A 19,354-nucleotide genomic window follows, 5' to 3' on the forward strand; every position below is an offset into this window, starting at 1 on the left:
AACCCCAATTGCGAAAGCAGTTGGGGTTTTGTTTTGCCTGCGAAAAAGTGGCTGGCCGATTCTGCGGGCTCGAAGCGAGAAGCCGCACGAATCAGAACTTCAATCCTGCACAAAGCGCACGAATCTCGAAGGATCCAATCGTCGCCACGACAACCGTCTGAGGAATTCCTCATGAAGTAACCATTCGGTTTTTGTTATGGTGCAGCTCGTTTTTTTAACGGACTGATGTCTCGCCCAAGGATCGGCGCTCATTTTTCGTCAAAGAGTTGCTGTAGAAATGCCTGAACCGATACCTATCAAGGATCACGAAAAAGAGACGAAGCTGGTCAACAAGAGGTTGATCGCCTGTGCTTTGTTCGTCTTCGCGGTCAGTTGCGCGCTGGTCGTGCGCTTGTACATCCTGCAAGTGGTGGAGTTCGACTATCACTCCACGATCTCCGAGAACAACCGGGTTCACGTCCTGCCAATCCCGCCGACACGCGGCCTGATCTATGATCGTAACGGTGTGCTGTTGGCCGACAACCGCCCCAGCTTCAACCTGACCATCACCCGCGAACGCGCGACCAACGTCAATCAAGAGTTGGATGAGGTCATCAATCTTTTGCACCTGCCGGCTGAAGATCGCGGAGTCTTCGACAAAGCCATGAAGCAGTCGCGCCATCCGTTCACACCGGTGACGTTGTTCTATGAGCTGACCGAAGAACAGATCGCGGTGCTGGCCGTGAATGAGTTCCGCCTCCCAGGCCTTGATGTCGAACCACAGTTCGTCCGCAACTATCCGCTGGGCGCGCACTTCGCTCACTCTATCGGCTACGTCGGCCGGATCAACGAGAAAGAATCCAAGACCCTCGACTCCGTGGAGTACCGTGGCACGCAATCCATCGGCAAGACCGGCATTGAACGGTTCTACGAGCCGCAACTGCATGGCCACGTCGGTTACGAAGAAGTGGAGACCAATGCCCAGGGCCGGGTCTTGCGAGTGTTGAAGCACACTGATCCGGTGCCCGGTAAAAACATCGTCCTGAGCCTCGACGTCAAACTCCAGGAGGCTGCGGAAGCTGCGCTGGGCGATCGGCGCGGCTCGGTGGTTGCGCTGGATCCTTCGACCGGTGAAGTGCTGGCCATGGTCAGCAATCCGAGCTTCGACCCGAACCTGTTCGTCACCGGCATCAGTTCCAAGGAGTATTCGGCGCTGCGTGATTCCATCGACCGGCCGCTGTTCAACCGCGTTTTGCGCGGGTTGTATGCGCCCGGTTCGACGATCAAACCGGAAGTGGCGATCGCCGGCCTCGATGCCGGGGTGGTCACGCCGCAGACCCGGGTGTTCGATCCGGGTTATTACCAACTGCCGGACTTCGATCACAAATACCGCAACTGGAACCACAGCGGCGACGGCTGGGTGGACATGGACGCCGCGATCATGCGTTCCAACGACACCTACTTCTACGATCTGGCACACAAGCTGGGTATCGATCGTCTGCATGATTACATGGCGATGTTCGGTCTCGGCGAGAAAGTCTCGCTAGACATGTTCGAAGAGTCGCCTGGCCTGATGCCATCGCAAGCCTGGAAGCGCGCAACCCGTCGTCAGGCCTGGTTCCCCGGCGAAACCGTCATCCTTGGCATCGGCCAGGGCTACATGCAGGTCACGCCGCTGCAACTGGCTCAAGCTACGGCGCTGATCGCCAATAAAGGTGTCTGGAATCGTCCACACCTGGCCAAGACCGTCGATGGCGTCGCTCCGGTGGACGAACATCCGATGCCGAACATCTTGCTCAAGGACCCGCGCGACTGGGATCAGGTCAACCACGGCATGCAGATGGTCATGCACGATGCTCGGGGTATTGCCCGCGCGGCAGCGGCGGGCGCGCAATATCGTATCGCCGGCAAAAGTGGTACGGCGCAGGTGGTGGCGATCAAGCAGGGCGAACGCTACAACCGCGAGAAAACCCTCGAACGCCATCGCGACAACGCCTTGTTCGTTGGCTTCGCGCCGGCCGAGCATCCGAAGATCGCGATTTCGGTGATGATCGAGAACGGCGAGGCCGGTGGCCGGGTTGCCGGCCCTGTGGTGCGGCAGATCATGGATGCCTGGCTGCTGGATCAGGACGGCCACCTCAAGCCGCAATACGCGGCGCCGACCAAGGCGCCGGGTGATCCGCACGTATAACCGCTCCAGTCGCAGTCCCAAGTGTCGCAAGGCTATTGCCATCGCCCTGACGTTAACGTAAACATTGGCGTCAGGGCGCTGAAATAATAAAAGCGCAAAGCGGACCGCTCCGGAGCGCTTGATGACACTTATAAAAACAACCGATCCCAAGTCCCCTCACGAAGCCCGTCTCGCCCGGGAAAAACTGCATCTCGAAGGCCAGGTGCCGGACGGCGTGCTGCGTGCGGAGATCGACGCCTCTTGGCGGCGCAGCCTGAGCCACGGCGTGCATTTCAATGGCAAACATGAGCTGAGCCTGGAGTCCAGCGCCAGCCTCGACGTGCTGCTGGCGAGCAATCGCCTGCTGATCGACGCCGCGATGCCGGCCATCGATTACCTTGCCGAACGCCAGGGCAAGGAAGGTCTGATTATCCTCGCCAACTCCGATGCCACCATCCTCGCAGTCGAGGGGCGCGCCGATCGTCTCAAGGGCAGTGGTCTGCAAGACATCACGCTGGGTGCCTGCTGGAGCGAAGCCGCCCGTGGCACCAATGCCCTCGGCACCGCGCTGGTGGAGGCACGGCCCACCCTGATCGACTGTGGTGAACACTACCTCGACCGCCTCACCGATTTCTCTTGCACCTCGGTGCCCATTCACTGTCCGCAGGGCGAAATCCTCGGTGTCCTCGACCTGACCCGCGAAGGCCCGCTCGGCCGGGTGCATGACAGCACCGCGTTGCTGAGCATGGCGGTCAGTCAGATCGAGAGCCGGGTGTTCAATAACAGCTTTGCGGATCAGATCGTTCTGGCGTTTCACAGTCGCCGGCAGTATCTCGAATCGCCGTGGCAGGGCCTGCTTGCGGTCAGCCTCGGCGGGCAGATCCTGGCGGTCAGCGCCCAGGCCTGCCAGTTGCTGCGGGCCGAGCGCTCGGCGTTGGTCGGGCACCGGTGCGAGGAGTTTCTCGGAGTCGATGGCGTGCAATTGCTCTCGCGCCTGCAGCAGGGCTGTATCGGCAGTCTGCAAACCGCCAAGGGTGAGTTTTTCTACAAAACCCTGCGGGCACCGGTGCGCTCGGTCAACCTCGGCGGCTCGCCGCGCAGCGTGGCGAAAACCGCCAAACCGCAACCGGATCTCGACGCTCTCGCCGGCAGCAATACCCGCTACGCCCGTGCGCTGCGCATGGCCCGGCAAGGACTGGCCAACGAGTTGCCGGTGTTGCTGCTCGGCGAAACCGGCACCGGCAAGGAAGTGATCGCCCGCGCGCTGCACATGGCCGGCAGCCGCTGTGACAAACCTTTCGTTGCGGTGAATTGTGCAGCGATTCCCGAAGGCCTGATCGAGTCGGAACTGTTCGGCTACCGCGAAGGCGCGTTCACCGGTTCGCGCCGGGGCGGGATGATCGGACGCCTGCAACAGGCCCACGGCGGCACGCTGTTTCTCGATGAGATCGGCGACATGCCACTGGCCTTGCAGGCGCGGCTGTTGCGGGTGTTGCAGGATCGTAAAGTGGCGCCACTCGGTGCGGGGGAAGAACAGGACATTGACGTCGCGCTGATCTGCGCCACCCACCGCGACCTCAAGCGCCAGGTCGAGGACAAGCAATTCCGCGAAGACCTGTTCTACCGGGTCAACGGTATCAGCGTGATGCTGCCGGCCCTGCGCGAGCGTGATGATTTCGCCGCTTTGGTCGAGCGTCTACTGAGCAAACTCGATGCACCGAAAGTGCTGCTGCACGATGACCTCGAACGACTGCTCGGCGCCTATCACTGGCCGGGTAACATCCGCCAATTGGAGATGGTCCTGCGCACCGCGCTGGCGATGCGCGAACCCGGCGAAACCGTGCTGACCCTCGATCACCTGCCTGACAGCATGCTCGACGAACTGTCCGCCAGCGAGAAACCCCAGGCCGGCAGCATTCGCGAGAACGAACTGGAAATGATCCGCCAATCCCTCGACACCCATCAGGGCAATGTCTCGGCCGCCGCCGACGCGCTGGGCATCAGCCGCGCGACCCTGTACCGCAAACTCAAACAGTTGCGCTCATGATGCAGCGCCTGATCGTGCGGCTGATCGACAGCCACAACCCAGCCGCGCTGCAAGCGGCGTTGCGCTGGCTGTACGGTTTCGTGCGGCCGCAGCGGCTGGCGATTGCCGGGTTGCTCGGGTTGTCGGTGTGCGCTTCGTTGCTGGTCCTGGTGCAGCCCTGGCTGGTGAAGTTGCTGATCGACGACGGGCTGCTCGCGCGCAATTTCCCGATGCTGGTGTTGATCGCGGTGCTGATGATCGTTGCCGGACTGCTCGGCACCGCGTTGTCGGGGATCAATCGCTACCTGCACACGCGTCTGTCCGGGCGAATTCTGTTTGCCCTGCGTGACGACCTCTACCGGCATTTGCAGACCCTGTCCCCAGGCTTCTACGGTCAGCGGCGGATCGGCGACCTGATGTCACGGCTCGACGGCGATGTTGCCGAGATCCAGCGCTTTGCGGTCGACTCATTGTTCTCGGCGGTGTCGAGCGTGATTGGCCTGGTAGTGGCGATCGCGATGCTCTTTACCCTCTCATGGAAACTTTCATTACTGGCGGTGGTGCTGATCCCGCTCGATGTGTTGTGGCTGCGCTGGATGCGGCGCAAGGTCGAGCGTGATGTGCGGCAATTGCGCGAGCGTTCGGCGGACATGTCGTCGTTCATGGTCGAGACCTTGCCCGTGATGAAATTCATCCAGTCCGCCGGCCAGCAGCAGCGTGAAGCGCGGCGCCTGGAAAGCCTCGGCCAGGGCTACATGAATCAGTTGCTGCGCCTGCAAGTCACCGAGTTTTTCACCCAGGCAGTGCCGGGCACGTTGACCTCGTTGTCCCGTGCCTGTGCGTTTCTGATCGGCGGTTACTGGGTGGTTCAGGGCACCTGGCAACTGGGCGCGCTGATTGCGTTTTCCACGTACCTGGGCATGGCGGTCGGGCCGGTGCAGAGCCTGTTGGGGTTGTATGTGGCGATCCAGCGCATGACCGTCAGCCTTGGCCGGGTCATGGAGTTGCGCGGTGAAGAGCCGACGGTGCGTTCGCCGGTCACGCCGCAACCGTTGCCGAGTTCTGGCGAGCTGCGTTTCGACGATGTGCATTTCAGTCATCCGGGACGCGCGAGCACCCTGAGCGGGATAGCGGCGACGATCCCCTACGGTTTGAAGGTCGCGTTGAGCGGCGGCTCCGGGGTCGGCAAATCGACCCTGATCGATCTGCTGCAACGCCATCACGATCCACAGTCCGGGCGGGTGCTGCTGGGAGAGGTGGACCTGCGGGAACTGAATCTGTTCGAACTGCGCCGCCGCATTGCCGTGGTCAGTCAGGACATCGTGCTGTTTCGTGGCAGCCTCGCTGACAACCTGGCCTACGCGGTGCCGGATGCCAGTCGCGAAGCAGTTGCCGAAGTGGCACGACTGGCGCAACTCGACAGCCTGATCGCGTCCTTGCCCGAAGGCCTCGACAGTCCGCTCGGGGAGCGCGGGCAGCAGTTGTCCGGCGGGCAGAAGCAGCGTATCGCCATCGCTCGGGCGCTGTTGCAGGATCCGTTGATTCTGGTGCTCGACGAAGCGACGTCGGCAGTAGACGAAGCCACCGAGCGTGAAGTGATCGAAGCCATCGACCGTTTGTTTGCCGGGCGTACGCGGATCCTGATCAGTCACCGGCCGTCGACCCTGGCGGATGCCGACCTGCGCTTTGAACTCCTCGATGGCGTGCTGGTGTCGAAGACGGTGCTGCATGAAGCCTGAATGGCGTATCGGCGTGGTCGACAGCGGACACTCGGCGGCCCAGCGGGTGCAAGTGGTCGCCGGGCGCCGGTTTACCCTGCTGGAAGACGGCTTGGTGATGTCGGAGTTGCGCGACGATCCCCTCGGTCATGGCAGCGCAGTCATCGAGGCGATCAGTCGTCGTGCACCGGCCGCGCAGATTTGCGTGGCCCAGGTGTTCGATCAGCGCGGCGTGACCAGCGCGTTGCAAATCGCTTCGGCCATTGATTGGCTGGTGGCCGAGGATGTGCGGCTGATCAACCTGAGTCTGGGGCTGCGTCAGGATCGCAGTCTGTTGCGCGCAGCCTGCGAAGCGGCGGTGGCTCGCGGGGTCTTGTTGTGTGCATCGAGCCCGGCGCAGGGCGCTGCGGTGTTTCCGGCGAGTTATCCGCAAGTGTTGCGGGTGACCGGGGATGCGCGTTGCACCGATGAGCAGTGGTCGTGGCTCGACAGCGCCCAGGCGGATTTCGCCGCGTGTGTGCATGGCACGTATCCGGGGCAGTCAGGCGCGAGTCTGGGGTGTGCGGCGCTGAGTGGGCATATCGCTGCTTTTCTTGTGGAGCATCCCGAGGCGAGCAATGCGGAGGTGATTGACTGGCTCCGGCAAAACGCCCGCTATCGTGGACCAGAACGGCGAACGGGGCCATGACGACCCTGGTGATACTCGGCGCGGGGCCGGCGGGCGCAGCGGTGGCGCTGGGGCTGCGACGGTTGGGCTACGCGGTCACGCTGGTCAGCGAGTGGCGACGCTTTGCGGCGCTTGAGGGCGTCTCGCAACGGGTGCTGGAGGCGTTACGCGGAGCAGGGTTGCAACGAGCGCTGACGGACGCGACATTGCCGTCCCAGCGTCAGGTGGCGTGGAACGGCCAGCAGCATGCGCAGAACATCGAGTTTCTGCTGGACCGACCGACCTTCGATCGTGGTTTGCGCGAAGACTTGGCGTTGGCCGGGGTCGAGTTGATCGAGGGCCGGGTGCTCGGTGTGCAATCCACATCGGGCGGGCATCGGATCGAACTCGATGGCGGCAAGGCTCTCGAGGCGGATTTTCTGGTGGAGGCTCGCGGGCGTCAGGCACCGGCGTCGGGCAAAGGCCTGCGCGGGCCGGAAACCGTCAGTCTGCTCAATCGCTGGCAAGGCACGCCGGGCGCGACTGCCAGTGCCGTGGAAAGCCTGGAGGATGGTTGGGCGTGGATGGCGCGCCGGGCCGATGGGCAATGTTATTGGCAGTGGACGGTGGATGTGGCGAGCGCCGGGCTGCCGGGCAAGGCGCAGTTGCTCGATTACTGTTGTGAGCGGCGCCGGCGTTCGGGTTTTGCCCAGGCCTTTTTTGCCGGCGGTGCCGAATCGGATCTGCAACTGCACGCCCGCAGCAGCACGGCGATTCTGGCGCCGCAGGTCTGTGGTGAAAACTGGATTCGTGTCGGCGATGCGGCAATGGCGGTGGACCCGCTGTCCGGCAACGGGATTTTCCAGTCACTGTCTTCGGCGTTGCAGGCGCCGGTGGTGATCAACACTTTGTTGGTCAAGCCTGAGCGAGCGTTGTTGGCGCAAGCCTTTCATCGGCAACGGGTGGAGCAGTTGTTCATGCGCTTTGCGCGGATCGGCCGGGATTTTTATGCCGATGAACAGCGTTGGGCCGAGCAACCGTTCTGGCTGGCGCGGCGGCAGTGGCCGGATGCGGAAGTGGCGCATGCGGCAGCGGACTTTTCGGCGTTGCGGATCGAGCGGATGCCGGTGCTGCACGACGGGTTGGTCGATGAGGCCGAGGTGGTGATCACGGCGGATCAGCCGCTGGGGATCTGGCATGTGCAGGGGGTGGAGTTGGCACCGTTGGTACGGCAGTTGCGGGTCGAACCGGTCGGGCAGGTGTTGGCGGGGTTGAGCGAAGAGCAGGGCAGGGTGATCCGGGGATGGTTGTTGAGTCAGGGATACCGGCCCTGACCCTCTCCCTATGGGAGAGGGAACCTGCTCTGGGGTGAGGGACTTTTGATCTTCTACAACTTGATCAACACCGATTTCAGTTCGGTGTAGTGCTCTATCGCCGCATACCCCATCTCCCGTCCAACCCCCGACATCTTGTAACCGCCAAACGGCAGCGCCGGATCCAGCGCGCTGTGACAGTTGACCCACACCGAGCCCGACTTGATCCGTGGAATCATCCGATGCACCGCCGCCAGATCATTCGACCAGATACTGGCGCCCAGGCCATAAGGACTGTCATTGGCCAGGCGCAACGCATCCGCCTCGTCATCGAACGGAATCGCCACCAGCACGGGGCCAAAGATCTCTTCCTGCACCAGCGAATGCTGTTGATCGACATCGACGATCACCGTCGGCTTGACGAAGAACCCCGGCCCGAACTGCTCGCCACCGCAGGCGATGGTCGCGCCGCTTTCCCGGCCCATTTCGATGTAGCGGTAGACGCGCTCCTGCTGGCGCGCGGAAATCAGTGGACCCATCTCCACGCTCGGGTCGAGGCCGTTGCCCAGTTTCATGGCGTTGGCGATGTCGCTGATGTCCGCCACCACATTGTCGAAATGCTTGCGCTGCACATACAGGCGCGAACCGGCGCAGCAGACCTGCCCCTGGTTGAAGAAAATCGCGCTGGCCGCACCGGCTGCTGCGGTTTTCAGGTCGGCGTCGGCCATGACGATGGTCGGTGATTTGCCGCCCAGCTCCAGGGTCACGCGGGTCATCGAATCCATGGCGATCTTGCCGATCTGTTTGCCGACGGCAGTGGAACCGGTGAAGGTCAGTTTGTCGACCAGCGGGTTGTGGGTCAGGGCCGAACCGGCGGTGATCCCGGTGCCGGTGACCACGTTGAACACGCCTTCGGGGTAACCGGCCTCAAGCACCAGTTCCGCCAGTTTCAGCGCGGTCAGCGGGGTTTCGTCGGCAGGCTTGAGCACCACGGTGCAACCGGTGGCGAGCGCAGGGCCGAGTTTCCAGCAGGCCAGCAGCAACGGGAAGTTCCAGGCGACGATGGCGCCGACCACGCCCACCGCTTCGCGGCGAATGAAACTGTGGAACTGATCGCCAGGCATCAGTGGCAGCGATACCTCGACGCTGGAGCCTTCGATCTTGGTCGCCCAGCCAGCCATGTAGCGCAGGAAGTCGATCGCCAGTTGCACGTCCATCACTTGCGCCACGGCCGCGCTTTTGCCGTTGTTCAGGCATTCCAGTTGCGCCAGCAACTCGGCGTCGCGCTGCATCAGGTCGGCGAGTTTCCACAGCAGGTTCTGCCGCTCACGGGGACGGGTGCAGCTCCAGGGCGAATCATCGAAGGCCTGACGTGCAGCGAGTACCGCGCGGTCGACATCCTCCGCAGTGGCCCTGGGCACCACGCACAGTATTTCCCCGGTGGCGGGGTTGTGGAGCGGCATGGTCTGGCCGTCGGCAGCTTCGACCCAATCGCCGCCGATCAGCATGCGTGGCGGGCGCTGGATGAAGGCCGAAGTGGCGGGAAGCAGATAGGGCAGGGACATGGCGGGACCTCTTGTTCTTCGATGGTGTGAGCAGGGTTTCGCAATGGCTGTGCCAACACTCCGGAAAGGGCGTGCAGCGCTGTCATGCGGGGGGGAAGGCAGAGCGTGGAGGGTGTGATGAGAGGGAATTTGTCGCAAAACGCGACAGTCATTGAGATGCAAGATACGGATTGGAGCCGTGTTGTCGGGCTCGGGACAAAACAGTGGCCGATCTGCTGTAGGAAGAGTCGCTGGCCTGTTGGTTTACAGCGGCTGGTAGATAAAAGAGGTTCGAGCTAACGTCCTTTTCCATCGGCGTCTCGGGGGTGGACGCGGATTCGGCGGGTGATTCGTTGCCGCCGGTTTTTCAGCTTTGTCTGCCATGGAACCGGCAGGTTCGGGTTTTCACAAGGATGTCGATGAACAACAAAACCATTCGATGGACGACCAACTTAATGATGGGTATGGGGACTGGATTCATGGTGACGGGGGCTGCTGCATTCGTGATTGGCAACGTGAGTGATGCCGACACGATCCGCACAAGTGCTGCGATGACGGTCAGCAGTTTTTTCGTCATCGCTGCCTCTTTCGCCGTAGCCCTGCTCGAGGATAAATCATGACTTACCCAATGATTTTGGGCTTGTGGGTACTCGCGATCGCTTTGCTTATCGCGTTCGCGTTTTACCGGGATTATCGGATTGAAACCAAATCGCGCGGCACCAGAGAGTTGGCCGCAAAAGCGCAAGTACAGGAGACGAACTCAATGGTTTGTGAGTCTTGTGGGCGCTACAGGGTTCACCCGGACAACTCCGTTCGCTAGCCCCGAATGGGCGCTTGCCAATACAGGTCCGCCCGAGGGTGAGACCTGTATTGGCAAGGAGAATCGGTCAGCGCTCAGGGTTGGTATAAACCTTGTGCCCACCTTTCCAGGTTTCGCAGACCTTGATGTCACGGATGCTGGTGGCCGGGACGTTTTCGTCGAGCGGGTTCTGCCCGAGGATCACGAAGTCGGCGAAGTATCCGTCCTGCAACGAGCCGGTGAATTTATCCGCGTGACATTGCCAGGCCGCGTCATAGGTGATGGCTTTCAACGCCTCTTCTCGGCTCAGGCACTGGGCCTTGTTGAGCACCGGTTGTTGCGCTGGATCATCAATGAAGGTGCCGTCCTCGCCGCGTTTGCCTTCGAGTTTTCGGGTCACCGCCTGTTCCATGGAGCGCAGCGGTCCCAGTGGCGTGACCGTGCAATCGCTGTGCAGCGAGATGCGCAGACCGCGGCCCAGGGCGTCCTTGCACAAGTCGAGCATGTCGGTGGCTTTGGATTCGAAAATCGCCTGCTCGAACACATAACCCCAATAACCCACATGACCGATCAGGAAGCTGGGCGAGATGCCCAGGGTCTGCAGTTGATCGAGGGTGTCGGTTTTCAGCAGTGAGCAGTGTTCGATGCGATGACGTTTCTCCAGGCCGCTCTGACCGTTCAGCGCAGTCTTGTACGCCTGTAGGGTGAATTCGATCGCACGGTCGCCGTTGGCGTGGATCATCAGCGGCCAACCCGTGGCCACGGCCTTGTTCAGGGTCGTCTGATAGGCGTCGGGGAGGGTGGTCGGTGTGGTGTTTTCCGCGCCGGGATCACAGAAGTTGAAGTTGCCTTTTTCCGCTGTGGTCTCGCAGCAGTAGCGATGCTCCTGATAACCCGTCAGCCCCTGGTTCGAGCCGTCGGAGATCAGTTTCACCGAGCCCTGGTAAAACAGCCGGGCCGCTTCTTTGGTCACCGGTTTGTAGGGCGCGATGTGGCTGAAATCCACGCCGTCGCAAGCCGCCGCGTAACCCACGCGCAGGTTGCGTGAATGGGTCAGGCCGTACGCTTCGAGAATCAGTTTGGAGGTCTTGTCCACCATCGCGTCATACAGCAGGGTGATGCCGCGTTTTGAGGCCGTTTCAAAGTAGTGCTTCATGTACTTGAAGATATTCACGACATCCAGCGCCTGCGCCAGCGGGATCGACAGGATGGCCGGCATGATGCCGGCTTCTTCCTGCAGCCTGCCCTGGGTTTTCTCGAGGAAGTCCTCGTAGCTGGTGTAGTGACTGCGCAGCTTCTCGCTGGCCTTGTTCTGATGGTGATACACGGCGTCGCACGCGGCGGTATTCAGGTAAACGGTGTGCATCGAGGCGCTGATCATCAACAGCGGGCGGTCGGACACGATGCTGTCAAGGTTGCCGGTGTTGTCGGCGTTTTTGTCGAAGTGCCGGTCGCAGTAAAAGGACGTGAGGGTGTTCAATTCACCCTTTTTCCTTGCCTTGACGAAGGGCATCAGGGCGGGGTCGACCATGCGTCCCAGAAACCAGCTCGACTTTCCGTCGGGAAGGTTTTCACTGATCCTTTTTTTGAGCCAGCTCCAGTCATAACGGGGTTTCAAGCGCTGCGTAGCGTTGTCGATCGGCCCCAGATCGACCCAGCCTTCCATGATGCAGGACTGGACGATATGCATGTGCGGCTCGATCAGGCCCGGGATCAGCGTCTTGCCGTTCAACGGATAGGTCTTGTAATGAATGCTCCTGTCTTTCATGCACTGCTGAACGTAAGCCAGGGTGCCCGAAGCGACCACGTCGCCGCCATGGATGCCGAGCGCGTCGACCCGTTCCTTCATGTTGCCGTCTTTGAGGGGATAGATGATGCCGTCGGTGAAAATCAACGACTCGCTGCCGGGTTCCGGCAGCAGGCCGGCGACCGTGCCTGTGAAGGCTTTGAGGTCGACCGTGTGCTTGAGTGCGTTCCATACCGGGTTTTCACAGCCGCAGTGCGTGCAGTTGTGACCAGTTCCTTGTGATCCCATGATTCCATTCCTCAGGTTGTCGGTGGTGTGAGGTGTGTCGCACTGAACATGCGAACAGCAAGCGTAGCAGGCACATTGATATCAGACGGTCACTCGTCGGCCGTCCGCTGGCGGGCACGGCAACTATGCTTGTCTCACACTGCAACAGCTGTCGCGAAATTGGACGCTGGTGAACATCGCCACTGTCGTAAAGGCGCAGTGATCTTCACGTAACTGCTTGATTGAAAAGCTTATCGGCAAGCTGGCACGCTCCGTGTATTGCTCATCGCAGACGTTTCGCTTGCCTCCGTTCGCGGCGTGCCGCCAACGGCAGAAACCATAAAAACGATAAGCCACAACAATAAGAAAGCACCGTGCGAGGTTCGACGTTGATGAAGAGAAAACTCCGATCAGGCATGAGCGCCAGCCTGCTGGCCGTGGCCGCTTGTGTCGCCCTGCATTCCCCCCACAGCCTGGCGGCGCGCGATGCGCAGACCATCCTCAAGGAAACCTGCCAAGGCTGTCACACCCCGGAAGCCGATAATGCCCTGAGCCGCATCAGCCACCAGCGCAAGACCCCGGAAGGCTGGCTGATGAGCATCGCCCGCATGCAAACCATGCACGGCCTGCAGATCAGCGACGATGATCGCCGCACCCTGGTCAAATACCTGGCCGATACCCAGGGCCTGGCGCCGAGCGAAACCGATGGCGTGCGTTACGCGCTGGAGCGGCGGTTGAACACCGTTGAGCAGTTCGACGAGAAAACCGCGCAGATGTGCGGCCGCTGCCACTCCGGCGCGCGGGTCGCCCTGCAACGGCGTCCGGCACAGGAATGGGAACGGCTGGTGAATTTCCACCTCGGTCAATGGCCGTCGCTGGAGTATCAGGCCCTGGCCCGCGACCGCGACTGGTTCGATATCGCCCGCAAGGAGATGGTGCCGCTGCTGGCCAAGCGTTATCCGCTGGACAACCCGGCCTGGCAGAAGTGGCTGAAAACCGCACCGAAAGCCGACGCGCTGGTCGGTGACTGGAACTTCAGCGGCCACCTGCCGGGCAAGGGCGAACTGGCCGGCAGCATGAACGTCAGCGCCGACGGCAGCGACACCTTCAAGGTCAGCGTCAAGGGCCAGTACGCCGATGGTAGCCCGTTCAATGGCGACGGCAGCGCGATCCTCTACAGCGGTTACGAATGGCGCGGCAACGTGACCATCGACGGCGTGACCATGCGTCAGGTGTTCGCTGCGCAGGGCAATGCCATGCAGGGCCGGATGTTCGAGGCCGAGCATGACGAGCGCGGTCTGGACTTCGTGGCAGCCAAGCAGGGTTCGCAACGCTTGCTGGCGGTACAGCCGGGTTACGTGAAGGCCGGCAGTGAAACCGAAGTGACCCTGATCGGCAGCGGTTTGAGCGGCAAGCCGAACTTTGGCAAAGGCGTGGAAGTGGTCGAAGTGCTCGAGCAAAGTGCCGGGCAGATCAAGGTCAAGGTCAAGACGGCGGCCAATGCCCCGGCCGGGTTGCGCGCGGTCAGCGTCGGCAGCCTGAAAGGCCCGAGCCTGTCGGTGTACAGCCAGATCGACTCGGTCAAGGTCGTGCCGGAGTTTTCCGTGGCGCGGATCGGCGAGGGCGGCGGCTCGACGCCGAAAGTCCAGGGCCGTTTCGACGCGGAAGCCTGGGGCAAGGGCGCCGACGGCAAGCCGTATCGCATTGGTGTGTTCCCGGCGCAGTGGAAGGTCGAAGCCTTCGACGAGCGTGCCAGGGAGGACGAGGACGTCAAGTTCGCCGGCACCATGCAGGCCGATGCGGGCGTGTTCACGCCGGGTGATGCCGGGCCGAATCCGGCACGCAAGATGTCCACCAACAATGCCGGCAACCTCAAGGTGATAGCCGCCGTCGACGACGCAGGGAAATCCCTCACCGGCGAAGGGCACATGATCGTCACCGTGCAACGCTGGAACAATCCACCCATTCCGTAAGGCTGGCCAGAAACGCTTCCAGACACTTTTCGGAATGACCGCAGGCCTCGCCGGACGGGGCTTGCACAGGAGGTTTGCAATGGGCGCTATCTTGAATCTGGTCGAGCGTAACCTGCACGAAGTGCAGGTTGACGCCGACCGCATGCTGTTCCACATCCCCAGCAGTTCGCTGTTCGCCAGCGATGAGCTGACCGGCACCATCATCGACGCGTTGCGCGGCCCCGGTTGTTCTTCGGAAGACCTGATCCAGCGCCTTGGCGCGCGTTTCAACGGCGAGGAAATCCACGAGACCCTGCGCGAGCTGATCTCGCTGGAGCTGGTCAGCGACGGCTCGCCACTGACCCCGGACATCGCTGTCAAACGGGTCGAGCGCACGGCGATCAACACCGTGGTGCTCAACGTCAACACCGGTTGCAACCTGAGCTGCACCTACTGCTACAAGGAAGACCTCGACAAGCCGTCCGCCGGCAAGAAAATGGACGTCGAGACCGCCATCGCCTCCGTGGAAATGCTGCTGCGCGAGTCCCCCGACGAAGAGCGTTTCACCGTGGTGTTTTTCGGCGGCGAACCGCTGAGCAACCGCAAGCTGATCGAGTACATGGTCGACTACTGCGAAAAGCGCTTTGCCGAGGCGGGCAAGTTCGTCGAATTCGTCATGACCACCAATGCCACGCTGCTCACCGAAGAAACCGTGGACTATCTCAATGCCCACCGCTTCGGTTTGTCGGTGAGCATCGACGGGCCGAAAACCGTGCACGACCGCAACCGTATCACCGTGGGCGGGCAGGGCACCTATGACGTGGTGCGGCGCAAGGCCGAGATGCTGCTGTCGCGCTACAACAGCCGTCCGGTCGGCGCGCGGGTGACGTTGACCACGGGTGTCACCGATGTCGAAACCATCTGGGATCACCTGTTCAACGAGTTGAAGTTCGCGGAAGTCGGGTTTGCCCCGGTGACCTCCGGCGACATCAGCAGCTTCAACCTGAGCAACGCCGAACTGGTCGAGGTGTTCGCCAGCATGAAGCGCCTCGGTCGACGTTATCTGGACGCGGCACTGGAACATCGCAACATCGGCTTTTCCAACCTGCACCAGTTGATCACCGATATCCACGAAGGCCACAAAAAGGCGCTGCCGTGCGGCGCGGGATTGAAGATGCTGGCGGTCGATCACAAGGGCGAGCTGAACCTGTGCCACCGCTTCACCGGCTCATCGCTGCCGACCTTCGGCAACGTCCACAACGGTGTGAAACAGGTTGAACTGAACGACTTCCTGTCCCAGCGCCTGGATCGCACCAACACCGGTTGCCACGACTGCCGGATCCGCAACCTGTGTTCCGGCGGCTGCTACCACGAGAGCTACGCCCGTTACGGCGATGCGGCGCACCCGACGTATCACTATTGCGAACTGATGCGTGACTGGGTCGATTTCGGCATCGAGGTCTACACCCGGATCATGGCCAATAACCCTGCGTTCATCAGCAGCTACATCACTCCGCGCAAGGCTCACTGATATGAAACATCTCAAGGCAATCAATAACAAAGCGTTGAAGCTGGATCAGGCGGCGGACGAGAACCGCATTGAAGAGGTGGTGGCGATGAGCTCAGTCGCCGGTTGCGCCTCGACCACCGATCCGGGCTGGGAAATCGATGCGTTCGGCGGGGTGTCGTCGCTGTGCCAGCCGATGGAGGCGGACCTGTATGGCTGCTCCGACCCGTGCTGGTGGCCGGCCCAGGTGCCGGACATGATGAGCACCTACCCGGACTGGAACAAGGATGCCCAGGCGTCCAACGAAAACTGGCGCAACCTCGGCACGGTCTTCCCGAAAGACAAATGATGCCCTTGAACAAGCAGCGTACAAGAAGAAGGATTCCAGCATGCCTAGCATCAACACAGCCTGCGGCCTGGCCGCGTTCGCCGCGCTGAGCGTTTGTTCGCTCAGTGTTCTGGCCGATGAGAACACCGCGCTGCAGGATGGTCACGAATACATGTTGACCACCAATTACCCGAACAACCTGAACGTCATCGACCTGGCCACCGACAGCCTGTACAAGACCTGCAAGATGCCCGACGCTTTCGGTCCCGGGACCGTGCAGCTGTCGCCGGATCGCAAGACCGCCTATGTGCTGAACAACCATTACGCCGACGTTTACGGTGTCGAACTGGACAACTGCAAACAGGTGTTCCACGCCAGCATCACCCAGCAACCGGGGGAAAAGGCGCGGTCGATGTTCGCCTTCACGGTCAGCCATGACGGCAAGGAAATCTACACCGTCGCCAACCCGACGCTGATGCTCAACGACCGCTACGAGGTCAGGCAGCCGCGCCTGGATGTCTACGCCGCTGACGCCGGGATGAACGCCAAACCGGTGCGCAGCTTTGCGGCGCCACGGCAGTTGACGATCATGCAGAGTGGCGATGACGGCACGTTGTATGTGGCCGGTGCCGATGTGTACAAGGTCGATGTGAAAACCGGCAAATTCGATGTGCTGATCCCCAGCCGTCACTGGAAGCGCCCCAACTACAGCGCACCGGACGTGCTCTACGTGTGGAACCAGCAGACTTATCGCCACGACTTCTCGCTGCTCTACACCGCTGCCAAGTTCAAGGACAAGAAGCAGGACCCGGCCACCGCCGAATACCTGTACGGCCTGTTCAGCATCGACCTGAAGACCGGCAAGACCGAAACCACCGACTTCGGCCCGCTGACGGAAATCTACTTCAGCGGCATGCGCTCGCCGAAGGACCCGAACCTGATGTTCGGCGTGCTCAACCGCCTGGCCAAGTACGACATCAAGCAGAAGAAGCTGATTCAGGCGGCGACCCTGGATCATTCCTACTACTGCATTTCGTTCAACAAGGAGGGCACCAAGATCTACCTGGCCGGGACGTTCAACGATGTGGCGATCTTCGATGCGGAGACGATGAAACAGACCGGCAGTATCAAGTTGCCGGGTGGGGATATGGCGATTACCACGGCGCAGGTTTTCGTCCGGTAATTTGCCTCACCTTAACTGCCGCCATCGCGAGCCAGTCGAGTCGTTGTACCGAGTCGACTGGCTCGCGATGAGGCCGTCACAACCTTCAAGTCATCAGGCCCCAGGCACCGGGCACCCCAAATCACCTTCCTCACACTTCAAATACTGCTTGAGCGCCTCGACCCGTGCCTTGGTCACGCCAGTCATGCAGTTGCTGTAGATCAGCGGATAAACACTTCCGCCCGTCACCCCGGACGCAGAGAACTTGCACTCCGCATCGCGAAACCCGATCCACGCCCGTTGCGCGCCCACCAGCAGCTTTTTGCCGTCGGGGTTGTCCTTCAGTCGCGCGGTGATCTGCTGGTAGACAGTGTTCAGTTCCTTGTCCGCCGCCTTGAATTCCTGCCCGGCGCATTGGTTCATCGTCGACTGGTCGCTGGCGTTGGCACAGTCGACGGCGGCATGGGCCAGGGAGGTGAACAGCAATGGCGTCAGGAGCAAAAAGAGGCGTGGGGACATAAGGGTTCTCACTGTGATGAATGGACGTGCCGAGCAGTGTAGTGACTTCAATGCACTATTGAGATTCGCGCAGCCTGGACGCCTTGAACAACGGGTCAGCCGTCGCCGCGATCGAGCGTCCGCACGGGATTGATACAACTTCGCATTGGACATGTGGTCATACAAGCCTACTGTTCAAAACAGGAGGTGACGTATGAAACCAGTACCTAACAGCTTTGAACGTAAAATCACCCTAAAGTCGCCGCGTTCCCACGTCTGGCGCGCCCTGGTCGATGCGGAGGCGTTCGGCCAGTGGTTTGGTGTTGCGCTGGAGGGCCGGCGGTTCATCGCCGGTGAGTGGACGCAGGGGCAGGTCACGTATCGCGGTTATGAGCATGTGTTATGGAATGTGTTGGTGGAGCGCGTCGAACCGCAGACCTTGTTTTCCTTCCGCTGGCATCCCTACGCGGTGAATCCGAAGATCGATTACTCCACGGAGCCGACCACGCTGGTCAAGTTCGAGCTGGAGGATTACGAGGGCGGCACCTTGCTGAAAGTCTCCGAGACAGGCTTTGCGCACATCCCCGATTTTCGCCAGAAAGAGGCGTACTACATGGACAGTCGCGGCTGGGAGGAGCAAATGAGCCGGCTCGAGCAATTCCTCATTGAAAGTGATCGGGCCCGGGAGCGTGAGGGTGGCTGACGGCGACCTGTTCGAGCCGTGGCTGCAACGCTGGGCGCTGGTGCCGGACGGCGCGCCGATCATCACCCCGGGCAGCCGTCTGTTGCCGGTGCGCCGGGGCGATACCCCGGCGATGCTCAAGATCGCGGTGGATGCCGAGGAGAAGTACGGCAATCTGCTGGTGACCTGGTGGGATGGAGACGGCGCCGCCTGGGTGCTGGCCCAGCATCAGGACGGGTTGCTGCTGGAGCGGGCCATGGGCCGGCGTTCGTTGATGCACATGGCGCTCAATGGCGAGGACGACACGGCCAGCCGGATCCTGTGTACGGCGCTGGCGCGCTTGCATGCGCCGGGTCCAACGCCGCCACCGCCGCTGGTGGAGCTGGCGCCATGGTTCGCTTCGCTGCGAATGGCTGCCGCCGAACAGGGTGGGGTGTATAGGCGCAGCTTGCAGACCGCCGAAGCCTTGCTCGCCGAACCTCAGGAGGTTGTGGTGCTGCACGGCGACATGCACCACGACAATGTGCTGGACTTCGGCCCGCGTGGCTGGCTGGCCATCGACCCCAAACGGGTACGCGGTGAGCGCGGCTATGACTACGCCAACCTGATCTGCAACCCCGAGTTGCCCACCGCCACCGATCCCGAACGCTTTCGGCGACAGGTCGAGGTCATCGGCGAAGCGGCAGGGCTGGAGCGCCGACGTTTGCTGCAATGGGTACTGGCGTTCGCGGGACTGTCTGCTGCGTGGTTCCTGGAGGATGACGAGCAAACGGCCGCTGCGGGGCAACTGAAAGTCGCACAGCTCGCGGCTTGCGCGCTCGATGCCTGACAGGGCTAAGGGTTTTCGGAAGGGGCGCTATGGCGAATGTCTTACACGCGATGGTAGCTATGTCGACTATTGCCGATTGGATCCGAAGCGTAATCTAGCCTCATCAACTGAAGCACAGGGAGTGTTTCAGGATCACGGATGATCGACCAATGCAAGGATCGCTGCCGACAGGGAGTCGATATGGTCT

Annotated in this window: 15 protein-coding genes; 12 read left to right on the plus strand and 3 right to left on the minus strand. The window is 61.4% G+C overall.

Annotation, left to right across the window (positions count from 1 at the left end):
• The first annotated feature begins 277 nt into the window (after positions 1-277).
• The 5 genes from mrdA (at position 278) to qhpG (ending at position 7,873) form a co-directional block, all read left to right on the plus strand.
• Positions 278-2,170, plus strand: a complete 1,893-nt coding sequence (gene mrdA, locus KVQ74_RS13125) for a penicillin-binding protein 2 (protein WP_217831517.1) — start codon at positions 278-280, stop codon at positions 2,168-2,170.
• Positions 2,171-2,291: 121 nt separating this feature from the next.
• Complete coding sequence (locus KVQ74_RS13130; RefSeq protein ID WP_217831518.1) at positions 2,292-4,196, plus strand: sigma-54-dependent Fis family transcriptional regulator; 1,905 nt, start codon at positions 2,292-2,294, stop codon at positions 4,194-4,196.
• On the plus strand, positions 4,196-5,914 hold the full coding sequence (locus KVQ74_RS13135; RefSeq protein WP_217831751.1) for an ABC transporter ATP-binding protein: 1,719 nt from the start codon (positions 4,196-4,198) through the stop codon (positions 5,912-5,914). The genes KVQ74_RS13130 and KVQ74_RS13135 overlap by 1 nt, the downstream gene beginning before the upstream one ends.
• The gene (gene qhpE, locus KVQ74_RS13140) at positions 5,904-6,581 is read left to right on the plus strand and encodes a subtilisin-like serine protease QhpE (RefSeq protein ID WP_217831519.1); all 678 of its coding nucleotides are present in this window, start codon (positions 5,904-5,906) and stop codon (positions 6,579-6,581) included. Before KVQ74_RS13135 ends, qhpE begins: the two co-directional genes overlap by 11 nt.
• Positions 6,578-7,873, plus strand: a complete 1,296-nt coding sequence (gene qhpG, locus KVQ74_RS13145; RefSeq protein WP_217831520.1) for a flavin-dependent monooxygenase QhpG — start codon at positions 6,578-6,580, stop codon at positions 7,871-7,873. The genes qhpE and qhpG overlap by 4 nt, the downstream gene beginning before the upstream one ends.
• Before the next feature lie 53 nt (positions 7,874-7,926).
• Here the strand turns inward: qhpG and KVQ74_RS13150 are convergent, their stop codons facing one another.
• Positions 7,927-9,417 (minus strand): aldehyde dehydrogenase family protein, encoded by a 1,491-nt coding sequence (locus KVQ74_RS13150; protein ID WP_217831521.1) that lies wholly within the window; start codon positions 9,415-9,417, stop codon positions 7,927-7,929.
• Positions 9,418-9,815: 398 nt separating this feature from the next.
• On the opposite strand from KVQ74_RS13150, the gene KVQ74_RS13155 reads away from it, so the two are divergent.
• A complete protein-coding gene (locus KVQ74_RS13155) occupies positions 9,816-10,016 on the plus strand; it encodes a hypothetical protein (protein WP_217831522.1) in 201 nt (66 codons plus the stop codon).
• 267 nt (positions 10,017-10,283) lie between these two features.
• Here KVQ74_RS13155 and KVQ74_RS13160 read toward each other — a convergent pair whose 3' ends face one another.
• Positions 10,284-12,230, minus strand: a complete 1,947-nt coding sequence (locus KVQ74_RS13160) for an amidohydrolase (RefSeq protein WP_217831523.1) — start codon at positions 12,228-12,230, stop codon at positions 10,284-10,286.
• A 371-nt stretch (positions 12,231-12,601) separates the two neighbouring features.
• Here KVQ74_RS13160 and peaA point away from each other — a divergent pair, with 371 nt between their 5' ends.
• The 4 genes from peaA to peaD all read left to right on the plus strand — a co-directional run bounded on the left by peaA (position 12,602) and on the right by peaD (position 17,179).
• Positions 12,602-14,182 carry a quinohemoprotein amine dehydrogenase subunit alpha gene (gene peaA, locus KVQ74_RS13165; protein ID WP_217831525.1) on the plus strand — a complete coding sequence of 527 codons (1,581 nt, stop codon included), beginning with the start codon at positions 12,602-12,604 and terminating at the stop codon, positions 14,180-14,182.
• 79 nt (positions 14,183-14,261) lie between these two features.
• Positions 14,262-15,692: a quinohemoprotein amine dehydrogenase maturation protein gene (peaB, locus tag KVQ74_RS13170; protein WP_217831527.1), complete on the plus strand. Its 1,431-nt coding sequence runs from the start codon at positions 14,262-14,264 to the stop codon at positions 15,690-15,692.
• Between the two features lies 1 nt (position 15,693).
• Complete coding sequence (gene qhpC, locus KVQ74_RS13175) at positions 15,694-16,017, plus strand: quinohemoprotein amine dehydrogenase subunit gamma (RefSeq protein ID WP_007971075.1); 324 nt, start codon at positions 15,694-15,696, stop codon at positions 16,015-16,017.
• A 40-nt stretch (positions 16,018-16,057) separates the two neighbouring features.
• Entirely contained in the window at positions 16,058-17,179 is a 1,122-nt protein-coding gene (gene peaD, locus KVQ74_RS13180; RefSeq protein WP_217831528.1) for a quinohemoprotein amine dehydrogenase subunit beta, read from the plus strand.
• Between the two features lie 93 nt (positions 17,180-17,272).
• On the opposite strand, the gene KVQ74_RS13185 is transcribed toward peaD, so the two are convergent.
• Entirely contained in the window at positions 17,273-17,677 is a 405-nt protein-coding gene (locus KVQ74_RS13185) for a lysozyme inhibitor LprI family protein (protein ID WP_217831529.1), read from the minus strand.
• A gap of 193 nt (positions 17,678-17,870) precedes the next feature.
• On the opposite strand from KVQ74_RS13185, the gene KVQ74_RS13190 reads away from it, so the two are divergent.
• Positions 17,871-18,359: an SRPBCC family protein gene (locus KVQ74_RS13190; protein WP_217831530.1), complete on the plus strand. Its 489-nt coding sequence runs from the start codon at positions 17,871-17,873 to the stop codon at positions 18,357-18,359.
• Positions 18,360-18,366: 7 nt separating this feature from the next.
• Positions 18,367-19,167, plus strand: coding sequence for an aminoglycoside phosphotransferase family protein (locus tag KVQ74_RS13195; RefSeq protein WP_217831752.1), 801 nt, complete (start codon positions 18,367-18,369; stop codon positions 19,165-19,167).
• Positions 19,168-19,354: the final 187 nt, after the last annotated feature.

The organism is Pseudomonas botevensis (assembly GCF_019145475.1).
Classification (GTDB): domain Bacteria; phylum Pseudomonadota; class Gammaproteobacteria; order Pseudomonadales; family Pseudomonadaceae; genus Aquipseudomonas; species Aquipseudomonas botevensis.